The organism is Shewanella zhangzhouensis (assembly GCF_019457615.1).
GTDB lineage: Bacteria > Pseudomonadota > Gammaproteobacteria > Enterobacterales > Shewanellaceae > Shewanella > Shewanella zhangzhouensis.
Genome location: NZ_CP080414.1, coordinates 1 through 17,171, shown reverse-complemented (window position 1 = coordinate 17,171; position 17,171 = coordinate 1). Strand labels below are relative to the sequence as shown.

16 protein-coding genes are annotated in these 17,171 nt (G+C 54.8%); 10 read left to right on the top strand and 6 right to left on the bottom strand.

Translation table 11 applies throughout. From position 1 onward, the window contains the following. Positions 1-7 precede the first annotated feature (7 nt). Positions 8-577, bottom strand: coding sequence for a DNA-3-methyladenine glycosylase I (locus tag K0H63_RS00080; protein WP_220066215.1), 570 nt, complete (start codon positions 575-577; stop codon positions 8-10). Between the two features lie 110 nt (positions 578-687). Between K0H63_RS00080 and glyQ the strand changes: the two genes are divergently transcribed. Next, complete coding sequence (glyQ, locus tag K0H63_RS00075) at positions 688-1,593, top strand: glycine--tRNA ligase subunit alpha (protein ID WP_126168880.1); 906 nt, start codon at positions 688-690, stop codon at positions 1,591-1,593. 12 nt (positions 1,594-1,605) lie between these two features. Continuing rightward, complete coding sequence (glyS, locus tag K0H63_RS00070; RefSeq protein WP_220066214.1) at positions 1,606-3,675, top strand: glycine--tRNA ligase subunit beta; 2,070 nt, start codon at positions 1,606-1,608, stop codon at positions 3,673-3,675. Between the two features lie 71 nt (positions 3,676-3,746). Here glyS and K0H63_RS00065 read toward each other — a convergent pair whose 3' ends face one another. Then, positions 3,747-4,802, bottom strand: a complete 1,056-nt coding sequence (locus K0H63_RS00065; RefSeq protein ID WP_220066213.1) for an HDOD domain-containing protein — start codon at positions 4,800-4,802, stop codon at positions 3,747-3,749. Positions 4,803-5,056: 254 nt separating this feature from the next. Here K0H63_RS00065 and pxpB point away from each other — a divergent pair, with 254 nt between their 5' ends. The 8 genes from pxpB (at position 5,057) to K0H63_RS00025 (ending at position 11,010) form a co-directional block, all read left to right on the top strand. Further along, positions 5,057-5,728: a 5-oxoprolinase subunit PxpB gene (gene pxpB, locus K0H63_RS00060; protein ID WP_220066212.1), complete on the top strand. Its 672-nt coding sequence runs from the start codon at positions 5,057-5,059 to the stop codon at positions 5,726-5,728. Continuing rightward, a complete protein-coding gene (locus tag K0H63_RS00055; RefSeq protein WP_220066211.1) occupies positions 5,721-6,653 on the top strand; it encodes a 5-oxoprolinase subunit C family protein in 933 nt (310 codons plus the stop codon). The genes pxpB and K0H63_RS00055 overlap by 8 nt, the downstream gene beginning before the upstream one ends. After that, complete coding sequence (gene pxpA, locus K0H63_RS00050) at positions 6,646-7,371, top strand: 5-oxoprolinase subunit PxpA (protein WP_220066210.1); 726 nt, start codon at positions 6,646-6,648, stop codon at positions 7,369-7,371. The genes K0H63_RS00055 and pxpA overlap by 8 nt, the downstream gene beginning before the upstream one ends. After that, positions 7,361-8,101 carry a DUF969 domain-containing protein gene (locus K0H63_RS00045; RefSeq protein WP_434086739.1) on the top strand — a complete coding sequence of 247 codons (741 nt, stop codon included), beginning with the start codon at positions 7,361-7,363 and terminating at the stop codon, positions 8,099-8,101. Before pxpA ends, K0H63_RS00045 begins: the two co-directional genes overlap by 11 nt. After that, a complete protein-coding gene (locus K0H63_RS00040; RefSeq protein ID WP_220066209.1) occupies positions 8,098-9,081 on the top strand; it encodes a DUF979 domain-containing protein in 984 nt (327 codons plus the stop codon). Before K0H63_RS00045 ends, K0H63_RS00040 begins: the two co-directional genes overlap by 4 nt. A gap of 11 nt (positions 9,082-9,092) precedes the next feature. After that, entirely contained in the window at positions 9,093-9,746 is a 654-nt protein-coding gene (gene pcp / locus K0H63_RS00035) for a pyroglutamyl-peptidase I (protein ID WP_220066208.1), read from the top strand. Continuing rightward, positions 9,746-10,147, top strand: coding sequence for an NUDIX hydrolase (locus tag K0H63_RS00030; protein ID WP_220066207.1), 402 nt, complete (start codon positions 9,746-9,748; stop codon positions 10,145-10,147). Before pcp ends, K0H63_RS00030 begins: the two co-directional genes overlap by 1 nt. A 98-nt stretch (positions 10,148-10,245) precedes the next feature. Continuing rightward, positions 10,246-11,010 (top strand): hypothetical protein, encoded by a 765-nt coding sequence (locus tag K0H63_RS00025; RefSeq protein WP_220066206.1) that lies wholly within the window; start codon positions 10,246-10,248, stop codon positions 11,008-11,010. A gap of 46 nt (positions 11,011-11,056) precedes the next feature. Here the strand turns inward: K0H63_RS00025 and gyrB are convergent, their stop codons facing one another. The 4 genes from gyrB to dnaA all read right to left on the bottom strand — a co-directional run bounded on the left by gyrB (position 11,057) and on the right by dnaA (position 17,171). Next, positions 11,057-13,474 carry a DNA topoisomerase (ATP-hydrolyzing) subunit B gene (gyrB, locus tag K0H63_RS00020; RefSeq protein ID WP_220066205.1) on the bottom strand — a complete coding sequence of 806 codons (2,418 nt, stop codon included), beginning with the start codon at positions 13,472-13,474 and terminating at the stop codon, positions 11,057-11,059. A gap of 93 nt (positions 13,475-13,567) precedes the next feature. Beyond that, a complete protein-coding gene (gene recF / locus K0H63_RS00015) occupies positions 13,568-14,650 on the bottom strand; it encodes a DNA replication/repair protein RecF (protein ID WP_220066204.1) in 1,083 nt (360 codons plus the stop codon). A gap of 27 nt (positions 14,651-14,677) precedes the next feature. After that, positions 14,678-15,778, bottom strand: a complete 1,101-nt coding sequence (gene dnaN, locus K0H63_RS00010) for a DNA polymerase III subunit beta (RefSeq protein ID WP_220066203.1) — start codon at positions 15,776-15,778, stop codon at positions 14,678-14,680. Between the two features lie 19 nt (positions 15,779-15,797). Then, entirely contained in the window at positions 15,798-17,171 is a 1,374-nt protein-coding gene (dnaA, locus tag K0H63_RS00005; protein WP_220066202.1) for a chromosomal replication initiator protein DnaA, read from the bottom strand.

Here is a 17,171-nt window from a genome sequence, read left to right as displayed (position 1 = left end):
TCCAACATCAATACTTTTGGTAGCAATGGCAATCAACCGTGTGGTCATTCACCATGCCGACGGCCTGCATAAAAGCATAGCAAATGGTTGGCCCAACAAAGTTGAAACCAAGCTTCTTGAGCGCCTTGGACATGGCCTCTGATTCTGGCGTCTGCGCAGGCACCTCGGAAATAGCGCCAAAGTGATTCACTATGGGTTTATCGCCAACAAAACTCCATAAGAAAGCCGCAAAATCATTGCCTGCTTCCACGTAGTTAAGGTACGCACGGGCATTACGTATGATGGAGTTGACCTTGGCACGGTTACGCACAATCCCGGGATTTTGCATTAACTCCTCCACCTTGGCCTCATCGAAATTGGCAATGATGGCAGGTTCAAAGTTGGCAAAGGCGGCTTCGTAATTTGCCTGCTTCTTTAAGATGGTGATCCAGGAAAGACCTGCCTGCTGCCCATCGAGACATAACTTGGCGAAGAGTTCCCTGGCATCGTATACCGGCCTGCCCCAAACCTCGTCGTGATACTGCTGATACAGGCTATCGTTCCCTACCCAAGCGCACCGATTCCTACTGTCTGCCATCATCTTTCCCTGTGTTTTAGCCCAAAATTCGCTAAAAAATAGCCTACATAAGCACAGATCTACAAGGTATAATCGAACCCATTTTCTATTTTCAGCTGACAGCAGTAGACATGACGACGAAATACGACGTAAAGACATTCCAGGGCTTTATTTTGACCCTGCAGGATTACTGGGCTCAGCAAGGCTGTGCCATTGTCCAACCACTGGATATGGAAGTCGGTGCCGGCACCTTCCACCCTCAGACCTTCCTGCGCGCCCTCGGTCCCGAGCCAATGAGCAGCGCCTATGTGCAGCCTTCACGCCGCCCAACCGATGGTCGCTACGGTGAAAACCCGAACCGCTTGCAACACTACTACCAGTTCCAGGTCGTATTGAAGCCATCCCCTGACAACATTCAGGAACTCTACTTAGGCTCGCTGCAAGCCCTGGGTATCGACACCCAAATCCACGACATTCGCTTCGTGGAAGACAACTGGGAATCGCCAACACTGGGCGCCTGGGGTCTGGGCTGGGAAGTGTGGCTCAACGGCATGGAAGTGACTCAGTTCACCTACTTCCAGCAAGTGGGCGGTATCGAATGCAGCCCAGTGACCGGTGAAATCACCTATGGTCTCGAGCGTCTGGCCATGTACATCCAGGGCGTAGACAGCGTTTACGATCTGGTATGGACCGATGGCCCTATGGGTCGCATCACCTACGGCGATGTGTTCCACCAGAACGAAGTAGAACAATCTACCTATAACTTTGAGCACGCCGACGTGGACTTCCTGTTCGGCATGTTCGACCAATGCGAAAAAGCCTGTCAGCATTTGTTGTCATTGGAAACTCCTCTGCCTCTGCCCGCTTACGAGCAAGTCATGAAGGCCTCACACGCGTTCAACCTGCTGGATGCTCGTCACGCTATCTCTGTGACCGAGCGTCAGCGCTACATTCTGCGTGTGCGCACCATGGCCAAGGCAGTTGCCGAAGCCTACTACAAGGCCCGTGAAGCCCTCGGCTTCCCGATGTGCAAATAAGAGGAAGATTAAATGAAATTCGAAAACCTGCTCATCGAAATCGGTACCGAAGAGCTGCCACCGAAAGCGCTCCGCACCCTGGCCGAATCCTTTCAGGCCAACTTCAGCGAAGAACTGACCAAGGCCGAACTGCCATTTGAATCTATAGAATGGTATGCCGCTCCACGTCGTCTGGCCCTGTACGTTAAGGGTCTGGCCACCGCTCAGGAAGATAAAGTCGTTGAAAAGCGCGGCCCTGCCGTGCAGTCCGCTTTCGATGCCGAAGGTAACCCCACCAAGGCCGCGGAAGGCTGGGCCCGTGGTAACGGTATTACCGTAGCCGAAGCCGAGCGTCTGGCCACTGAAAAAGGTGAATGGCTGGTTTATCGTGCCCATGTCGCCGGTGAGCCAACAGCAGCACTGGTGCCTGCCATGACCCAGCGCGCACTGGACAAGCTGCCTATCCCCAAACCAATGCGTTGGGGTAGCAACAGCACTCAGTTTATCCGCCCCGTGCACACAGTTACCCTGCTGCTTGGCAGCGAACTGATTGCCGGTGAGGTGCTGGGCATCCAGTCTGACCGTATCATCCGCGGCCACCGCTTTATGGGCGAGTCCAGCTTCAGCCTTGATCATGCGGACAACTACCTGGCTGCTCTGAAAGAGCGCGGCAAAGTCATCGCCGACTATCAGGCCCGTAAAGCCCTTATCAAGATTGATGCCGAAAAGGCCGCTGCCGAGATTGGTGGCAACGCCGACATCGAAGAAGGCCTGCTGGAAGAAGTGGCCTCGCTGGTTGAGTGGCCCGTGGTACTCACTGCCCACTTCGAAGACAAGTTCCTGGCCGTGCCTGCCGAAGCTCTGGTGTACACCATGAAGGGCGACCAGAAGTACTTCCCGGTGTTCTCAAACGATGGCAAGCTGCTGCCAAACTTCATTTTTGTGGCCAATATCGAGTCCAAAGATCCAGCGCAAATCATCTCCGGTAACGAGAAGGTGGTTCGCCCACGTCTGGCCGACGCCGAGTTCTTCTTCAACACCGACAAGAAGCACACTCTTGCTAGCCGCCTGGCGAGCCTGGATACCGTAGTATTCCAGAAGCAACTGGGCACCCTGAAAGACCGTGCCGAGCGCATCTCTGCCCTCGCCGGCTTTATCGCCGGTCAAATTGGCGCCAGCAGCGAAGACGCCGCCCGAGCAGGTCTCCTGTCAAAGTGCGACCTGATGACCAACATGGTGATGGAATTCACCGACACCCAGGGCACCATGGGCATGCACTATGCGCGTCTCGACGGTGAGGCCGAAGCCGTTGCTGTGGCACTGGAAGAGCAATACAAGCCCAAGTTCAGTGGCGACAGCGTGCCTAGCGCCGGTGTTTCCTGCGCCGTGGCACTGGCTGAAAAGCTCGACACCCTGTCTGGCATCTTCGGTATCGGTCAGGCGCCTAAAGGCGCTGCCGACCCGTTCGCGCTGCGCCGTGCCGCCATTGGTGTACTGCGTATTATAGTAGAGAACAAGTTGCCGCTGGATCTGGTTGATTTGATTGCCAAAGCAGTCGAATTGCACGGTGCCAACCTCAGCAATGCCCAGGCTGCTGATGAAGTGCTCGAGTTCCTGATGGCCCGCTTCCGCGCCTGGTATCAGGACAAAGGCATCAGCACCGACGTTATCCTCGCTGTACTGGCCCGTCGTCCAACCCGCCCTGCGGATTTTGATGACCGCATCCTGGCGGTAAGCCACTTCCGCACCCTGGAGCAGGCCGCTGCGCTGGCCGCCGCCAACAAGCGTGTGTCCAACATTCTGGCCAAGGTGGAAGGTGAATTGCCGAGCAGCATCAATGCTGCATTGCTGAGCGAAGCCGCTGAAAAGGCGCTGGCCGACAAGCTTGCCGAAGTCACACCTGTGATTGCCCCGCTGTTTGCTGCCGGTAACTACCAACAGGCGCTGACCGAACTGGCTGCCCTGCGTGAGAGCGTGGATCAGTTCTTCGAAGACGTGATGGTAATGGCCGATGACCAGGCGCTTCGTAACAACCGTCTGGCACTGCTTGGTAACCTGCGTGACCAGTTCCTGCACGTCGCCGACATTTCTCTGCTTCAGTAATGCAGCAGTAGCAAATGCTCGTTAAGAAAAACGCGCCTCAGGGCGCGTTTTTTTATGCCTAAAATTCTTTCTCAACGGGTAAAGAGGATGAGTTTTTCGTGCAGGGGATCAAAGGTTTTCCTGTCCATGCCTATGCGTACCAGCAAATCGTTCAGCTGTGCCTCTTTAAGCCTGGCTGCCTGCCACAACATGGAACACTCACTGATATAGTTAGCTGTCCAGATAGCTTTTGGCAGGGGTTCTGTGGGCATATTGTCTGGATTTGCCAATGCTGCTAGAGAACGGGAAAATAACGGTGGCAGCTGCCAGGATCGTGCCAATACAGCACTTAAAATCAATGACTTGGATGTCATAACCTGACGAAACAACCATGATCTTGGCTGTTCCCCGGGTTCAGCTTTGGCGAAGGCTTCCAGCAACATCTGAAAAATCGCTATCTTACCCACATCGTGAATAAGCCCCAGCATAAAGGCGGTATCCTGATCCTCTTTGGCCAACTCGGCGGCCAGATAGGCAACCTGAAGCGAATGCCGCCATACCTCAGCGCCGAATCGACGGTAATAAATTGGCTTTATTTCAACAACTTCCCTAACTTTCACTGCACTCACGAAACGCCTGAGCTGTTCGCGCCCCAGAATTACCACCGCCTGCTGTAAGCTGGTTATATCCTTGGCGCCCCGATGAAATGCGGGCGCATTACACAGCTGGATCACCTCTGCACTGAGCACCGGGTCACGCTTGATTAGCGCTATCACCTCATCAGTGTCGACCTCCGGATTGGCAAGCTGTTTATCCAATTCAATCAAATCGTGGGGCAGTTTGAAAACCTTTTCGGCAATCACCTTGGGGTCGGCCAGTGCAGACTCCACGTTGCCGATCAGCCGCTTTTCAAGGTTATTGGCAATGCCGCCGGTATCTTTATGACTGGTTGCAAACAGCAGGCTGTAAAAGAGTGCCTCCACATCCACGGTAGGTGCAGCAACCGTATCGGTATCGTTGGGGCTTGAAGATATCTTCTCGGCAACCCGGTTTTGGGCCTTAGCGGCTATACCTTCGCCGGAAAGGCTGCGGGGACGCTCCACCACTGTATTGTCACGAATATTGAAAAGCTTGCTGAAAAGCCGCATTAAGGAAAGTTTCCTTCCAATGAAAAACCCGATTTATCAGGCAGGTTATGGCAGAAGTTCAAGATTAAATACTAGGCTTTCAGTCAGAAATTGCCAGCCCTGTTCGTCACAGATACGTGACGGCAACCCAGGATAGTGCAGCTGAACCCCAACTTAACAAACCCCAAATAAAACAACATTTATGGATCAATTTATTGACACTGGTGGGGGCTTTTTTTAGGTTCAGAAGATGTTTGGCTTAAGGAATATCCCCCATGCAGTCTCTTTCTCCCCAAATCTCGGTTTTGGGTGAGTATCAGGTATTCCTTGGCTTGCCGCTTTCGTCAGACCCCGAGGTTTGTCTGCAGATCCAGAGCCGTATCTGGCAGCTGGCCAATAAGTGCCGGGACCGAGACGGCGTGTTGGAAACCGTGCCCGGGATGAACAACCTGACGTTAAGACTGAGTGACAATCAGGACCCCGAGCTGTGGTGTCGCTGGTTAGAGGCGGAGTTTCATCGCACCGCCAGCACTGATATTCATAAAGGACGCGAGCATATTATTCCTGTCAGTTACGGTGGCGAAGCTGGCCCCGACCTGGAATCATTGGCCACCCGGCACGGACTGAATAGCCGGGACATCATTCGTCTCCACACCCAAGGCAATTATCGGGTCCTCTTTATCGGATTCTTACCCGGATTTCCCTACCTAAGTGGCCTGTCAAATACACTGCACACTCCCAGACTGGCCACACCCAGGCAAGCGGTTCCCGCCGGCAGCGTCGGAATAGGTGGTGCTCAAACAGGCATTTATCCCTGCACGGCCCCAGGCGGCTGGCATCTCATAGGTAGAACTCATACGCAGCTATTTGATGCCACCGCCAACTCCCCTTGCCTGCTGTCACCAGGCGACAGAGTGATTTTTGTCGAGAGAGGGCACTATGCTTGAAGTGATGCTGGCAGGCATTCAAACCACGGTGCAGGACCTCGGCCGCAGCGGCGTTGCCCATCTGGGCCTGCCCCGCAGTGGCGCGCTGGACCGTCAGGCTCTGCTGCTCGCCAACCGGTTGCTGGGGAATCCGGATAACACTGCTGGCCTCGAGTTTGCTTTGGGTCAGTCGAGTCTTAGATTTAACCGCGATGCCTGGATTGCACTCACAGGTGCCGACTTCGATGCCCGAATCGATACCAAGCCGGTCTGGAGTGGTTGGCGCAGCCTGATTAAAGCCGGGCAGACACTTAGCCTGCGCGGCCCCAAGGCGGGAATGCGAGCCTATTTGGCGGTGGACGGCGGTATTCAGGTGCCCCTGTTTATGGGCTCGGCCAGCACAGATTTATCCAGTGGTCTGGGCGGTCTTGAAGGACGAGCACTGAGGTCCGGCGACCGACTTGAGCTTGGGCCAGAACGGCCGCTGAAGCATCAGGTAGGCGCTATGCAAAGCCCCTGGGACAATCAGATAAGGGTGTTGCCAGGGCCGCAATATCCCCTGCTCGCCGAAACCTCAATACTCACAGAGTCAACGTGGCAACTGCAGCCAAGCAGCAATCGTATGGGTGCCAGACTCGAGGGGCCAGCGCTGCGCCTGAAGGCGCCTCTGGAGATGGCCTCCCAGGGCGTGTTCCCCGGGGCCATTCAACTGCCGCCATCGGGACAACCCATAGTGCTGTTAAACGATGCGCAAACCACCGGTGGTTATCCAATTGTGGCCACAGTAATTGAGGCCGATCTGTGGAAGCTCGCCCAGGCGCGGCCAGGGCAATCACTGCAATTTGTGTTGGTCGACCGCGCCGAAGCGCTGGCGGCCTGTGAACGCTGGAAACAATATTTTAATCGCCTCGGCCGTGCCCTGGGCAGCGGAGAAGCCCATGGCTAGTCTTCAGTTAAATGCCGATGTGGGCGAAGGTTATCCCTTTGATGCCGAGATACTCGCGCTGGTGGATGCCGCCAATATTGCCTGTGGCGGTCATGCCGGCGACTCAAACAGCATGCGCGCCACGGTGAAGCTTGCCATGGAAAACGGCTGCCTGATTGGCGCCCATCCGTCATTCCCCGACAGAGCCAACTTTGGCCGCTTGCCGATGAACATGGATGCCACCGAGCTGACCACCAGCCTTATCGCCCAAATCCAGGCCTTGAAGCAGATTTGCGATGAAGAAGATGCTGCGATGTTTCACGTGAAACCCCATGGCGCCCTCTACAATCAGGCCGCTTTCGACAAAGAGTTGGCCACATACTTTATCGAGGCGATACAGGCCGTCGACTCCGGGCTGGTATTAATGGGGTTGGCGGCGAGCCCACTGCTGCAATGGGCCCGTGAGGCAGGCCTTAAGGTGCAGGCGGAGGCCTTTGCTGACCGCCGCTACGAGGCCGACGCGACTCTGGTATCGAGGCAAAAACCGGGCGCCGTAATCCACAACCAAGCCGAAGCGCTGGCGCAGGTGCTGGAATTAATGTCGGGTAGCATCACCAGTATCGATGGCACTCCACTTAGGTTAAGGGCCGATACCCTGTGCCTGCACGGCGATAATCCCGAAGCGTTGCAGTTTGCCCAACGCATAAGGGTATTGCTGGAGGCGAGCCATGCTGAATGAGCTGCTGGCCCTCAACTACTGGCCGCTGATTGGAATACCCGTGGTGGTGCTGGGCTTCGCATTGAGATTCAACCCCTCGTTGGTTGTTACCCTCGCGGGGCTGATTACCGGCTGGGCCGTGGGTATGGATGCCCTTGCCTTGCTGGAGACCTTTGGCGAGAAGTTTCTCTCCAGCCGCCAGCTGGCGTCTTTTCTGCTGATCCTGCCGGTGATAGCCCTGCTGGAGCGGCACGGACTTAGGGAGCGAGCTAAGGGCTGGATTGCCACGATAAAAAGCGCCACCACGGCGCGCATTTTGTCGCTCTACTTTGTTGTGCGGGAAGCCAGCGCCGCGCTGGGGCTGTTAAGCCTTGGCGGCCACGCCCAAACGGTAAGACCCCTGCTGGCCCCGATGGCCGAAGCCGCTGCCATCAATGCCTACGGGCCACTGCCCAAACCCATACGCGACAAAATCGCCGCCCACGCAGCAGCCTGTGACAACGTGGCCATGTTCTTTGGTGAAGATATCTTTATCGCCTTCGGCGCGGTGCTGCTGATGGATGCCTTCCTCAAAGAAAACGGCATTGCGGGTGTCGAGCCATTACACATAGGCCTGTGGGCCATTCCCACCGCCATAGCGGCGCTCATTATTCATCTGTTCAGGCTCTCAAGGCTGGAAGCAGGCATTCGCCGCGATATCGCCCAATGGCAAGCGAAGGAAGACGCCAATCAACAGGAGGCGCAAGCATGAGCCTTATCAGCATCGACGATATCTACCTGCTGATTGGGCTTGTGGTGGCCATATTGGTGATACTGACCCTGAGAGACAAACAACATCCCAAACGGCTGACCACAGCCTTGTTTTGGGGTCTGTTCGGCAGCCTGTTCCTGTTTGGCGACCTGGCGGTGAATACCCTGGGCACCAAACAGGCGCACCAGATTGCGGGCACCATGGTGATTGGTATCGCCTTACTGGCGGGAATGGGCCGGGTCAGCCTTGGCAATTATCAGGAAACAAGCCCGGCCGAGAAAACGGCCAGCGCCGAGCGACTCGGCAATAAGCTCTTTCTGCCGGCGCTGCTTATCCCCCTGCTAACGGTTGCGGCTACTCTGCTGCTTGCGGGGGTCAGTTTCGGTGAAGTGCTCCTGCTCGACCCCAAACATCAAACCCTGGCGGCGCTGGCGCTGGCATGCGGTGTTGCCCTGCTGGTGGGCTGGCGCCTGACCGGCGATAACCCACTCAAGGCCGTAGCAGAGTCTCGTCGATTGGTGGACAGTATCGGCTGGGCCGCAATTCTGCCACAAATGTTGGCTATGCTGGGTGGCGTGTTTGTGGTGGCGCAAACCGGCGACAGCATCAAGGCGCTGGTCAGTCTGTTTGTTGACCCCAATAATCGATTCGGGCTGGTGGTGATTTACTGTGTGGGGATGGCACTCTTTACCATGATCATGGGCAATGCCTTTGCCGCCTTCCCGGTAATGACCGCCGGTATCGCCCTGCCGTTTTTGATTGAGGGTCAAGGCGCCAGCCCGGCGCCCCTGATGGCCATTGGCATGTACTCCGGTTATTGTGGCACCCTGATGACACCCATGGCCGCCAATTTCAACATAGTGCCAGCGGCCTTACTCGACCTCGATGACAAGTATCAGGTCATCAAGGTGCAGATACCCACGGCGCTGGCACTGCTGACCACCAACATATTCCTGATGTATTTCATCGTTTTTGACTGAGCGAGCCCATTATGAAACCCGTGCCACTGATTTTGCTCACCGGATTTGAACCCTTTGGCGGCGAGGTGATTAACCCATCCTGGGAGGCGGTAAAAAACCTCGATGGTGAGCTTATCTGTCGCCACAGGATTAAGGCCATCAAGCTGCCCTGCGTGTTCCACGATGCACTCAGGCAACTGACCGAAGCCATCGATTACCACCAGCCAGCCCTGGTGCTGTGTGTTGGCCAAGCAAGCGGACGCAGTGAGCTGACCCTTGAGCGTATTGGCATCAATATCGACGATGCCCGAATTGCCGATAATCGCGGCCAGCAGCCCATCGATGAACCCGTGATAGCCGGTGGCCCGGCGGCCTACTTCGCCACCCTGCCCATCAAGGCCATGGTGCGCGACCTGCGCGAAGCCGGGATCCCTGCGGCCGTGTCTAATACCGCAGGCACCTTTGTCTGCAACCATGTGCTCTATGGCATGCTGCATCAGCTAAGCCAAACCCCAGAATGCCGCGGCGGCTTTTTGCATATTCCGCTGGCACCCGAACAAGCCTCGCGGCTACCGGGCACGCCGTCAATGGCGCTGGAAACCGTTATCCATGGCCTACGGTTGATGCTGGCCACCGCCGTCACCACGGCCAACGACATCCACGAGAGCGCCGGAGTCACCCACTGATGGCCTTCGACGATACCTTTCGCTTGAGCTGTCATGGGGTTATCACCAACGACGAAGGTAAGGTGCTACTGCTCAAGGCAAATTATGGCAACCGCCATTGGGGCCTTCCAGGCGGCGCCCTGGAGCCGGGCGAAACCATACATCAGGCACTGATGCGCGAATGTCTGGAGGAACTCGGGCAGCAAGTCATTATCGACTATCTCAGTGGCGTGTATTTTCACTCGGTCTATAACTCGCAGACCTTCATCTTTCGCGCCCGCCTGACAAGCCCGCATATCATCCTGAGCCCAGAGCACAGTGAATATGGTTTATTCGCCCCAGACAGCCTGTCAGCGGTCCAGCAGCGCCGAATACAAGAGTGTTTCGACTTTAACGGGCAAGTGCAAAGCGCCGCATTTTAGCGACAGCCATGAACATCGGTACTGTTGAAAACGGCAGCCTATCAAAGTAATTTTCTAGTTAACTTATTGAATGGCTTTAAAATGCATGGAGGCATACCGTGATAGTGAAACAATCCTGGCTCCAGAGTGGCGTGTGTTTGATGGCAGGGGTAGCTCTGGGCTATGTTGTCAGCAAACAGCCGACCGCCGCCATAACGGCTTTACAACCGCTCATGCCGCCCGCAGTTGCAGAAAAGCCAAATCCCGCTCAGCCGCCCGCCTCAGTCCAAACGCACACCGATAACACAGGCAGCAGCGACGCGGGTGATAAAAGCACAGAAACGATTGCCGCATTGCAGCTCACCATCGCAGCACTGCAGAGCGAAAATGACTATTTAAAAGAAGCACTCCATAAGGAGGCGGCCGAGACCAAAGCTCTTACGGCAAGTACCGATGCCGCCCAAGACTCTATGCAGAATAATTCGCCCGACAAAAGGGCCGACACAGTGGCGGTTGAGGATGCCGAGCGCTACCTGCCAGCGCCTTTCGCCGCTCTGATGGCAAAACAGCAAGGAATGCTTGCAGAGCTGTTCATCACTCTTCAAACCGAACCCAAAGATGATGATTGGGCCGTGGTAATGGAACAACAGATCAGTGACTTTATCCTGACCCATGCCCAGTCGGGTGACGTGGAAATTCAGGCCATCAACTGTAAAAAGAAGACCTGCGAAATAAGAGGCTTTGAGTTGATACCCAAGGGTTGGGACAAAATCTTTAAAGAAATGGTGGATGAAAGCTGGTGGACATTCAGAAGCACCGCTGCTTCCTATGACAAATCTGCAGAATTCGGCGAATACTTCTACCTGGTGGCATCGGGCGTATAAAAAAGGGAAAGCAGCTGCTTTCCCTTTTTTGTTCCGAAGCGGACGATTAGACGTCGAGGTTGGCCACGTTCAGGGCGTTGGCTTCAATAAAGTCGCGGCGCGGCTCAACCTGGTCACCCATCAAACAAGTAAACAGCTGATCGGCGGCAATGGCGTCTTCAATGGTCACCTGCAGCATACGGCGGCTCTCAGGATCCATGGTGGTTTCCCACAGCTGCTCTGGGTTCATCTCACCCAGCCCCTTATAGCGCTGGATGTAGAGTCCGCGCTTGGACTCGCCCACCAGCCAGTCGAGGGCTTCGATAAAGCTGGTCACTGGCTTCACTTTCTCGCCGCGCTGTACGTAACCACCTTCTTCAATCAGGCCATCGAGTGCGTTGGCCAGGGCGCCCATCTTGCGATAGTCGCTGGATTGGAAGAAGTCATAGCTGAACAGGTACTCGTGGTCGATACCGTGGCGACGCAGGATCACCTTGGGTACGTACACCTGACGCTCCGGATCGTGCTCGGCCACGGCGTTGTAAAGTACGCCGCTGCTTTCACGCTCAACCAGATCGGCCACAAAAGCATCACACCAGGCTTGCACCTTGGCCTGATCCGCCAGCATGTCGTTGCTCAGCACTGGGTGGTAGAGCATACGGTCGGTCAGCACCTCTGGATAACGCAGATCCAGACGGGCGATGATGCCTTCCACTTCACGGTACTGATTCACCAGCTTTTCCAACGGCTCACCGCTCATGCCGGGCGCACCCTGTGATGGGTGAATAGAAGCGCCGTCGAGTGCACCTGTGGTCAAAAACTCGGTCAGGGCCGGATCGTCTTTCAGGTACTGCTCGTGCTTGCCCTTTTTCACCTTGTACAGTGGTGGCTGGGCGATATACACGTAACCGCGCTCAATCAGCTCAGGCATCTGACGGAAGAAGAAGGTCAGCAGCAGGGTACGAATGTGAGAACCGTCCACGTCAGCATCCGTCATGATGATGATGTAGTGGTAACGGGTCTTGTCCGGATCGTACTCGTCGCGGCCGATGCCACAGCCCAGGGCGGTGATAAGGGTCGCCACTTCCTGAGAAGACAGCATCTTGTCGAAACGGGCTTTTTCTACGTTAAGGATTTTACCCTTCAGTGGCAGAATCGCCTGATTTTTACGGTTTCGGCCTTGTTTGGCAGAGCCACCGGCCGAATCACCCTCCACTATGTAGATTTCGGAGAGTCCGGGATCTTTTTCCTGACAGTCAGCCAACTTACCTGGCAGACCACCCAGGTCCAACGCGCCTTTACGGCGGGTCATTTCACGAGCCTTACGGGCCGCTTCACGGGCACGGGCCGCATCGATGATCTTGCCCACAATCAGTTTGGCGTCTGTGGGGTTTTCCAGCAGGTAATCACCCAGCTTTTCACCCATGGTCTGCTCAACAGCCGACTTCACTTCACTGGAAACCAGCTTGTCTTTTGTTTGGGAGCTGAACTTGGGATCTGGCACCTTCACCGAAATGACAGCGGTCAAACCTTCACGGGCATCATCACCGGTGGCATTGGTTTTGTTCTTCTTGTTGTAACCCTCAGCTTCCATGTAGTTGTTGAGGTTACGGGTCAGCGCGCCACGGAAACCGGCCAGGTGGGTACCACCGTCACGCTGGGGAATGTTGTTGGTAAAGCAGTAGATGTTTTCCTGGAAACCATCGTTCCACTGCATGGCCACTTCCACGGTAATACCGTCTTCGCGCTCCTGGGCGAAGTGGAAGATGTCCTTGTTTACCGGAGTCTTGTTGCGGTTCAGGTACTCAACGAAAGCACTGATACCACCTTCATACTTGAAGAATTCGTCTTTGTTGTCGCGCTCGTCAACCAAACGAATACCTACGCCAGAGTTCAGGAACGACAGCTCGCGAACGCGCTTGGCGAGAATATCGAAATGGAACAGGGTGTCGGAGAAGGTTTCTTCGCTTGGCCAAAAACGTACTTCGGTACCGGTTTTGGTGGCATCACCAACAACCTTGATTGGCGCGTCAGGCACACCATGGGTATAAAACTGCTCGTGTACCTTGCCTTCACGGCGAATGGTCAGCTGCAGCTTTTTGGACAGGGCGTTTACCACTGACACACCCACACCGTGCAGACCACCAGACACCTTATAGGAGTTGTCGTCGAACTTACCACCGGCGTGCAGTACCGTCATGATCACTTCTGCGGCAGACACCCCTTCTTCAGGGTGAATGGCTACCGGAATACCACGGCCATCGTCTTTTACCGAGACTGAACCATCCACATGGATGGTGATGGTGATTTCGCTGCAATGCCCGGCCAGGGCTTCGTCGATAGAGTTGTCGACGACCTCAAACACCATGTGATGCAGACCTGTGCCATCGTCGGTGTCACCGATATACATCCCGGGTCTTTTGCGTACTGCATCAAGGCCTTTAAGTACCTTAATACTCGACGAATCGTAAGTATTCTCTGACATATTTCTCTCTCGTCGGTTATGGAAGGGTGCATCTTCCCGTCAACATACCGGGAGGACTCTGGGGATAACCTCTCCCCGGGGCCTGCCCCTTCCTTATTTAGTCTGTGTTACCCGGCCGGCCTGTACATGAAACATCCTGTCGGGGGGCACAGGCAAAGAATCCACAATGGCTGAAGGTTCGATGGCGGTGACAAACAATTGCGCCCCCGTCTCTATCAGTTCCTTCAGCAACAACTGCCTGTGCTTGGCATCCAACTCGGAGGGCAGATCGTCCACCAAATAGATGCTGTGTTTATCGATTTGTTGCTTGAGCAACTTGCCCTGGGCAATGCGCAAGGCACACACCAATAGTTTCAGTTGGCCGCGGGACAGCGCATCCTGTGCGGGCAAATTACCAACCCGCAATCTGAGGTCTGCCTTATGGGGTCCGCTGACCGTATGACCTATGGCCAAATCCCGCGCATACTGGGTCTGGAGCAACTCGGCAAAGTCGGTCTTGCTGTCCCAGCCACGGGTGAAAGAAACCCGGATATCCACATCGGGTAAAAACTCCCCGATTATACCCTTAAGCACGCCATTTAACGAGCCTACATAATCGTTTCTTATCGCTGTGACTTCAAGGGCATAGCGAATTAATTCCTTATCCCAGAAAGCGATGTGTTCGTAACTAGCTCCATCTCTAAGCAGCTGATTTCTTTGCTTTAAAATTCTGCGTGTATTCATCCATGCCAGATGAAACTGTTTGGAGGCATGGAAGGCGCCCCAATCGATAAATTGACGCCGCGCCGAAGGGCCCTCAAACAGCAGTGAAAAGCTCTCGGGAGTGATCACCTGAATGGGTAAAGCTTCCGCCAATTGCGACAGTCGCTTAACCTTTTCGCCGTCGATTTTGACTTCGGTATCGCCACTGCGATGCCGCCGCAGACCGATACGACTGTCTCCGGCCTGCCCTTGGGCTACCGCAAACAGCGTCAGACTGTCGGCATCGTTCTGGATAACCCGCTGGGACAAATGACTTCGGAACGAGCGGCCCATGCCCAAAAAGTAAATAGCTTCGAGGATACTGGTTTTTCCGCTGCCGTTATGGCCATAAATAAGATTCAGCCCGGCGCCTGGGGCAAGCTGGGCTGAATCAATATTGCGAAATGCGTCGATGGAGAGACGACTGAGGCTCATACCAACAAAGACTCGTCAACGACGGTCTTAGAGCCTCATTGGCATGACCACGTACATGGAGTCTTCTTCCACGTGGTTTTCAATCAGGGCACTGGAGTTACTGTCGATGAGGGTGACACGCACTTCATCGGAGCGCAGGCTGTTGAGCACATCCAGCAAATAGGAGACGTTAAAGCCTATTTCGAGGGTGGTGGAGTTGTAATCCACGTCGATGATTTCTTCGGCTTCTTCCTGCTCGGGGTTGTTGGCGGTGATTTTAAGCAAGCTATCTTCCAGCAGGATACGCACGCCACGGAATTTTTCGTTCGACAGAATCGACGCCCGCAGCAGTGCCTGTTTGAGCTGGTTACGACTGGCTATCACTATCTTGTCACCGCCCTTGGGCAGCACCCGACGATAGTCGGGGAAGCGACCGTCCACCAGCTTACTGGTGAATACGGCTGTGGCAGTGGTAGCACGAATAGCGCTCTCACCGATGGCCAGGGTGATGTCCTGATCTTCTGCATCGAGCAGGCGCGACAGTTCCACCACACCCTTACGGGGTACAATCACCTGCTTCTCAGGCAATGAGGCTTCAATCATGCGATGGCTCAGCGCCAGACGATGACCGTCGGTTGCCACGGCACGCAGTACATTACCCTCAGTCTCAATCAACAGGCCGTTAAGGTAGTAACGCACATCCTGGTTTGCCATGGAAAACTGAGTGGAGTCGATAAGCGACTTGAGGGTGCCCTGCTTTAGGGTAAATTCGATGTCCGGGCGGAATGCCTCGACATTGGGGTATTCTTCGGCTGGCAGGGTTGCCAGAGAGAAACGGCTGCGACCGCAGCGCAGCAACCATTTGTTTTCCTGCTGCTCGACCTTGATTTCGGTCTGCTCTGGCAGGGACTTGACGATATCCAGTAACTTCTTGGCGGGCACTGTGGTGCGGCCTTCCTGAACATCACCGTGAACCGTGGCTTCACCCACGAGTTCCACTTCCAGGTCGGTGCCGGTCATCTTAAGTGAGTGACCACTTACTTCCACTAAAAGATTCGCCAGAATAGGCAGATTATGCCGTCTTTCCACCGCTCCGCTTACCAGCTGCAACGGTTTTAACAGCGCATCCCTATCAATAGAAAATTTCATCGTGTCCAATCCCTGTCTTTTAGGAAGATAAGGTACGAATCAGGTTGGCGTAATCTTCTTTAATATCGTGGCTCTCTTCGCGCAGCTGGGCGATCTTGCGACAGGCGTGCAGCACAGTCGTGTGGTCGCGGCCACCAAAGGCATCGCCAATCTCGGGCAAACTTTGGTTGGTCAGCTCTTTGGAGAGGGCCATGGCCATTTGTCTTGGGCGTGCCACACTGCGGGAACGACGCTTTGACAACATGTCAGCCATTTTGATTTTGTAGTATTCGGCCACCGTCTTCTGAATGTTGTCTATAGTGACCAATTTTTCCTGCAGAGCCAAGAGGTCACGCAGTGCTTCGCGCACAAAATCGATAGTGATGGGCCGACCGGTGAAATTCGCGTTGGCAATAACCCGGTTCAGGGCGCCTTCCAGCTCACGCACGTTGGAACGCAAACGCTTGGCAATAAAAAAAGCCACTTCATCGGGCAGGTTGATGCCGCTCTCCTGGGCCTTGCGCATCAAAATTGCTACCCGGGTTTCCAATTCAGGCGGCTCAATGGCAACCGTTAAGCCCCAGCCGAAGCGGGACTTGAGCCTGTCTTCTACCCCATCGATTTCTTTTGGATAGCGATCCGACGTCAGGATGATCTGATGATTGCCTTCCAGCAGCGCGTTGAAGGTGTGGAAAAATTCTTCCTGGGATCTGTCTTTGTTGGCAAAAAATTGGATGTCATCGATAAAGAGCGCATCGACACTGCGGTAATAACGCTTGAACTCTTCGATGGCATTGTTTTGCAGCGCCTTGACCATGTCCTGCACAAAGCGCTCGGAATGCATGTACACCACTTTGGCATTGGGATTGTTTTTAATAATGCCATTGCCCACTGCGTGCAGCAGGTGGGTTTTACCCAGACCGGTACCACCATACAAAAACAGCGGGTTATAAGCGCCGCCTGGATTTTCAGCCACTTGCAATGCCGCAGCCTTACCCAACTGGTTCGATTTACCTTCTACAAAGTTGTCAAACTGATAGGTGGGATTGATGTTACTGCGATGATTGCTGACAGCAGGTTCAGGCTGGCTGACGAAGCTGTTGCCTGGCTTGGGCTGAGGCGCAGCGGCCTTAACAGGGGCAGGAGCCTGAGCTTGAGGTTTGGCAGAGGGACGACTGCCGATATCAAAGCGCAGTTTTGGGGCATTATCCCCCATTTGCTCGGTAAAAAATTGGTTGATGGAATTGATGTACTTGTCGCGCACCCAATCCAACACGAAGCGGTTTGGCGCATAAAGCACCAGGGTGTCACCTTCCATTTCGGCCTGTAACGGTCTGATCCACATGCTGAATTGCTGTGCAGAAAGCTCATCCTGCAGCCTGCCGATACACTGTTGCCAAAGTGAAACCGCCAC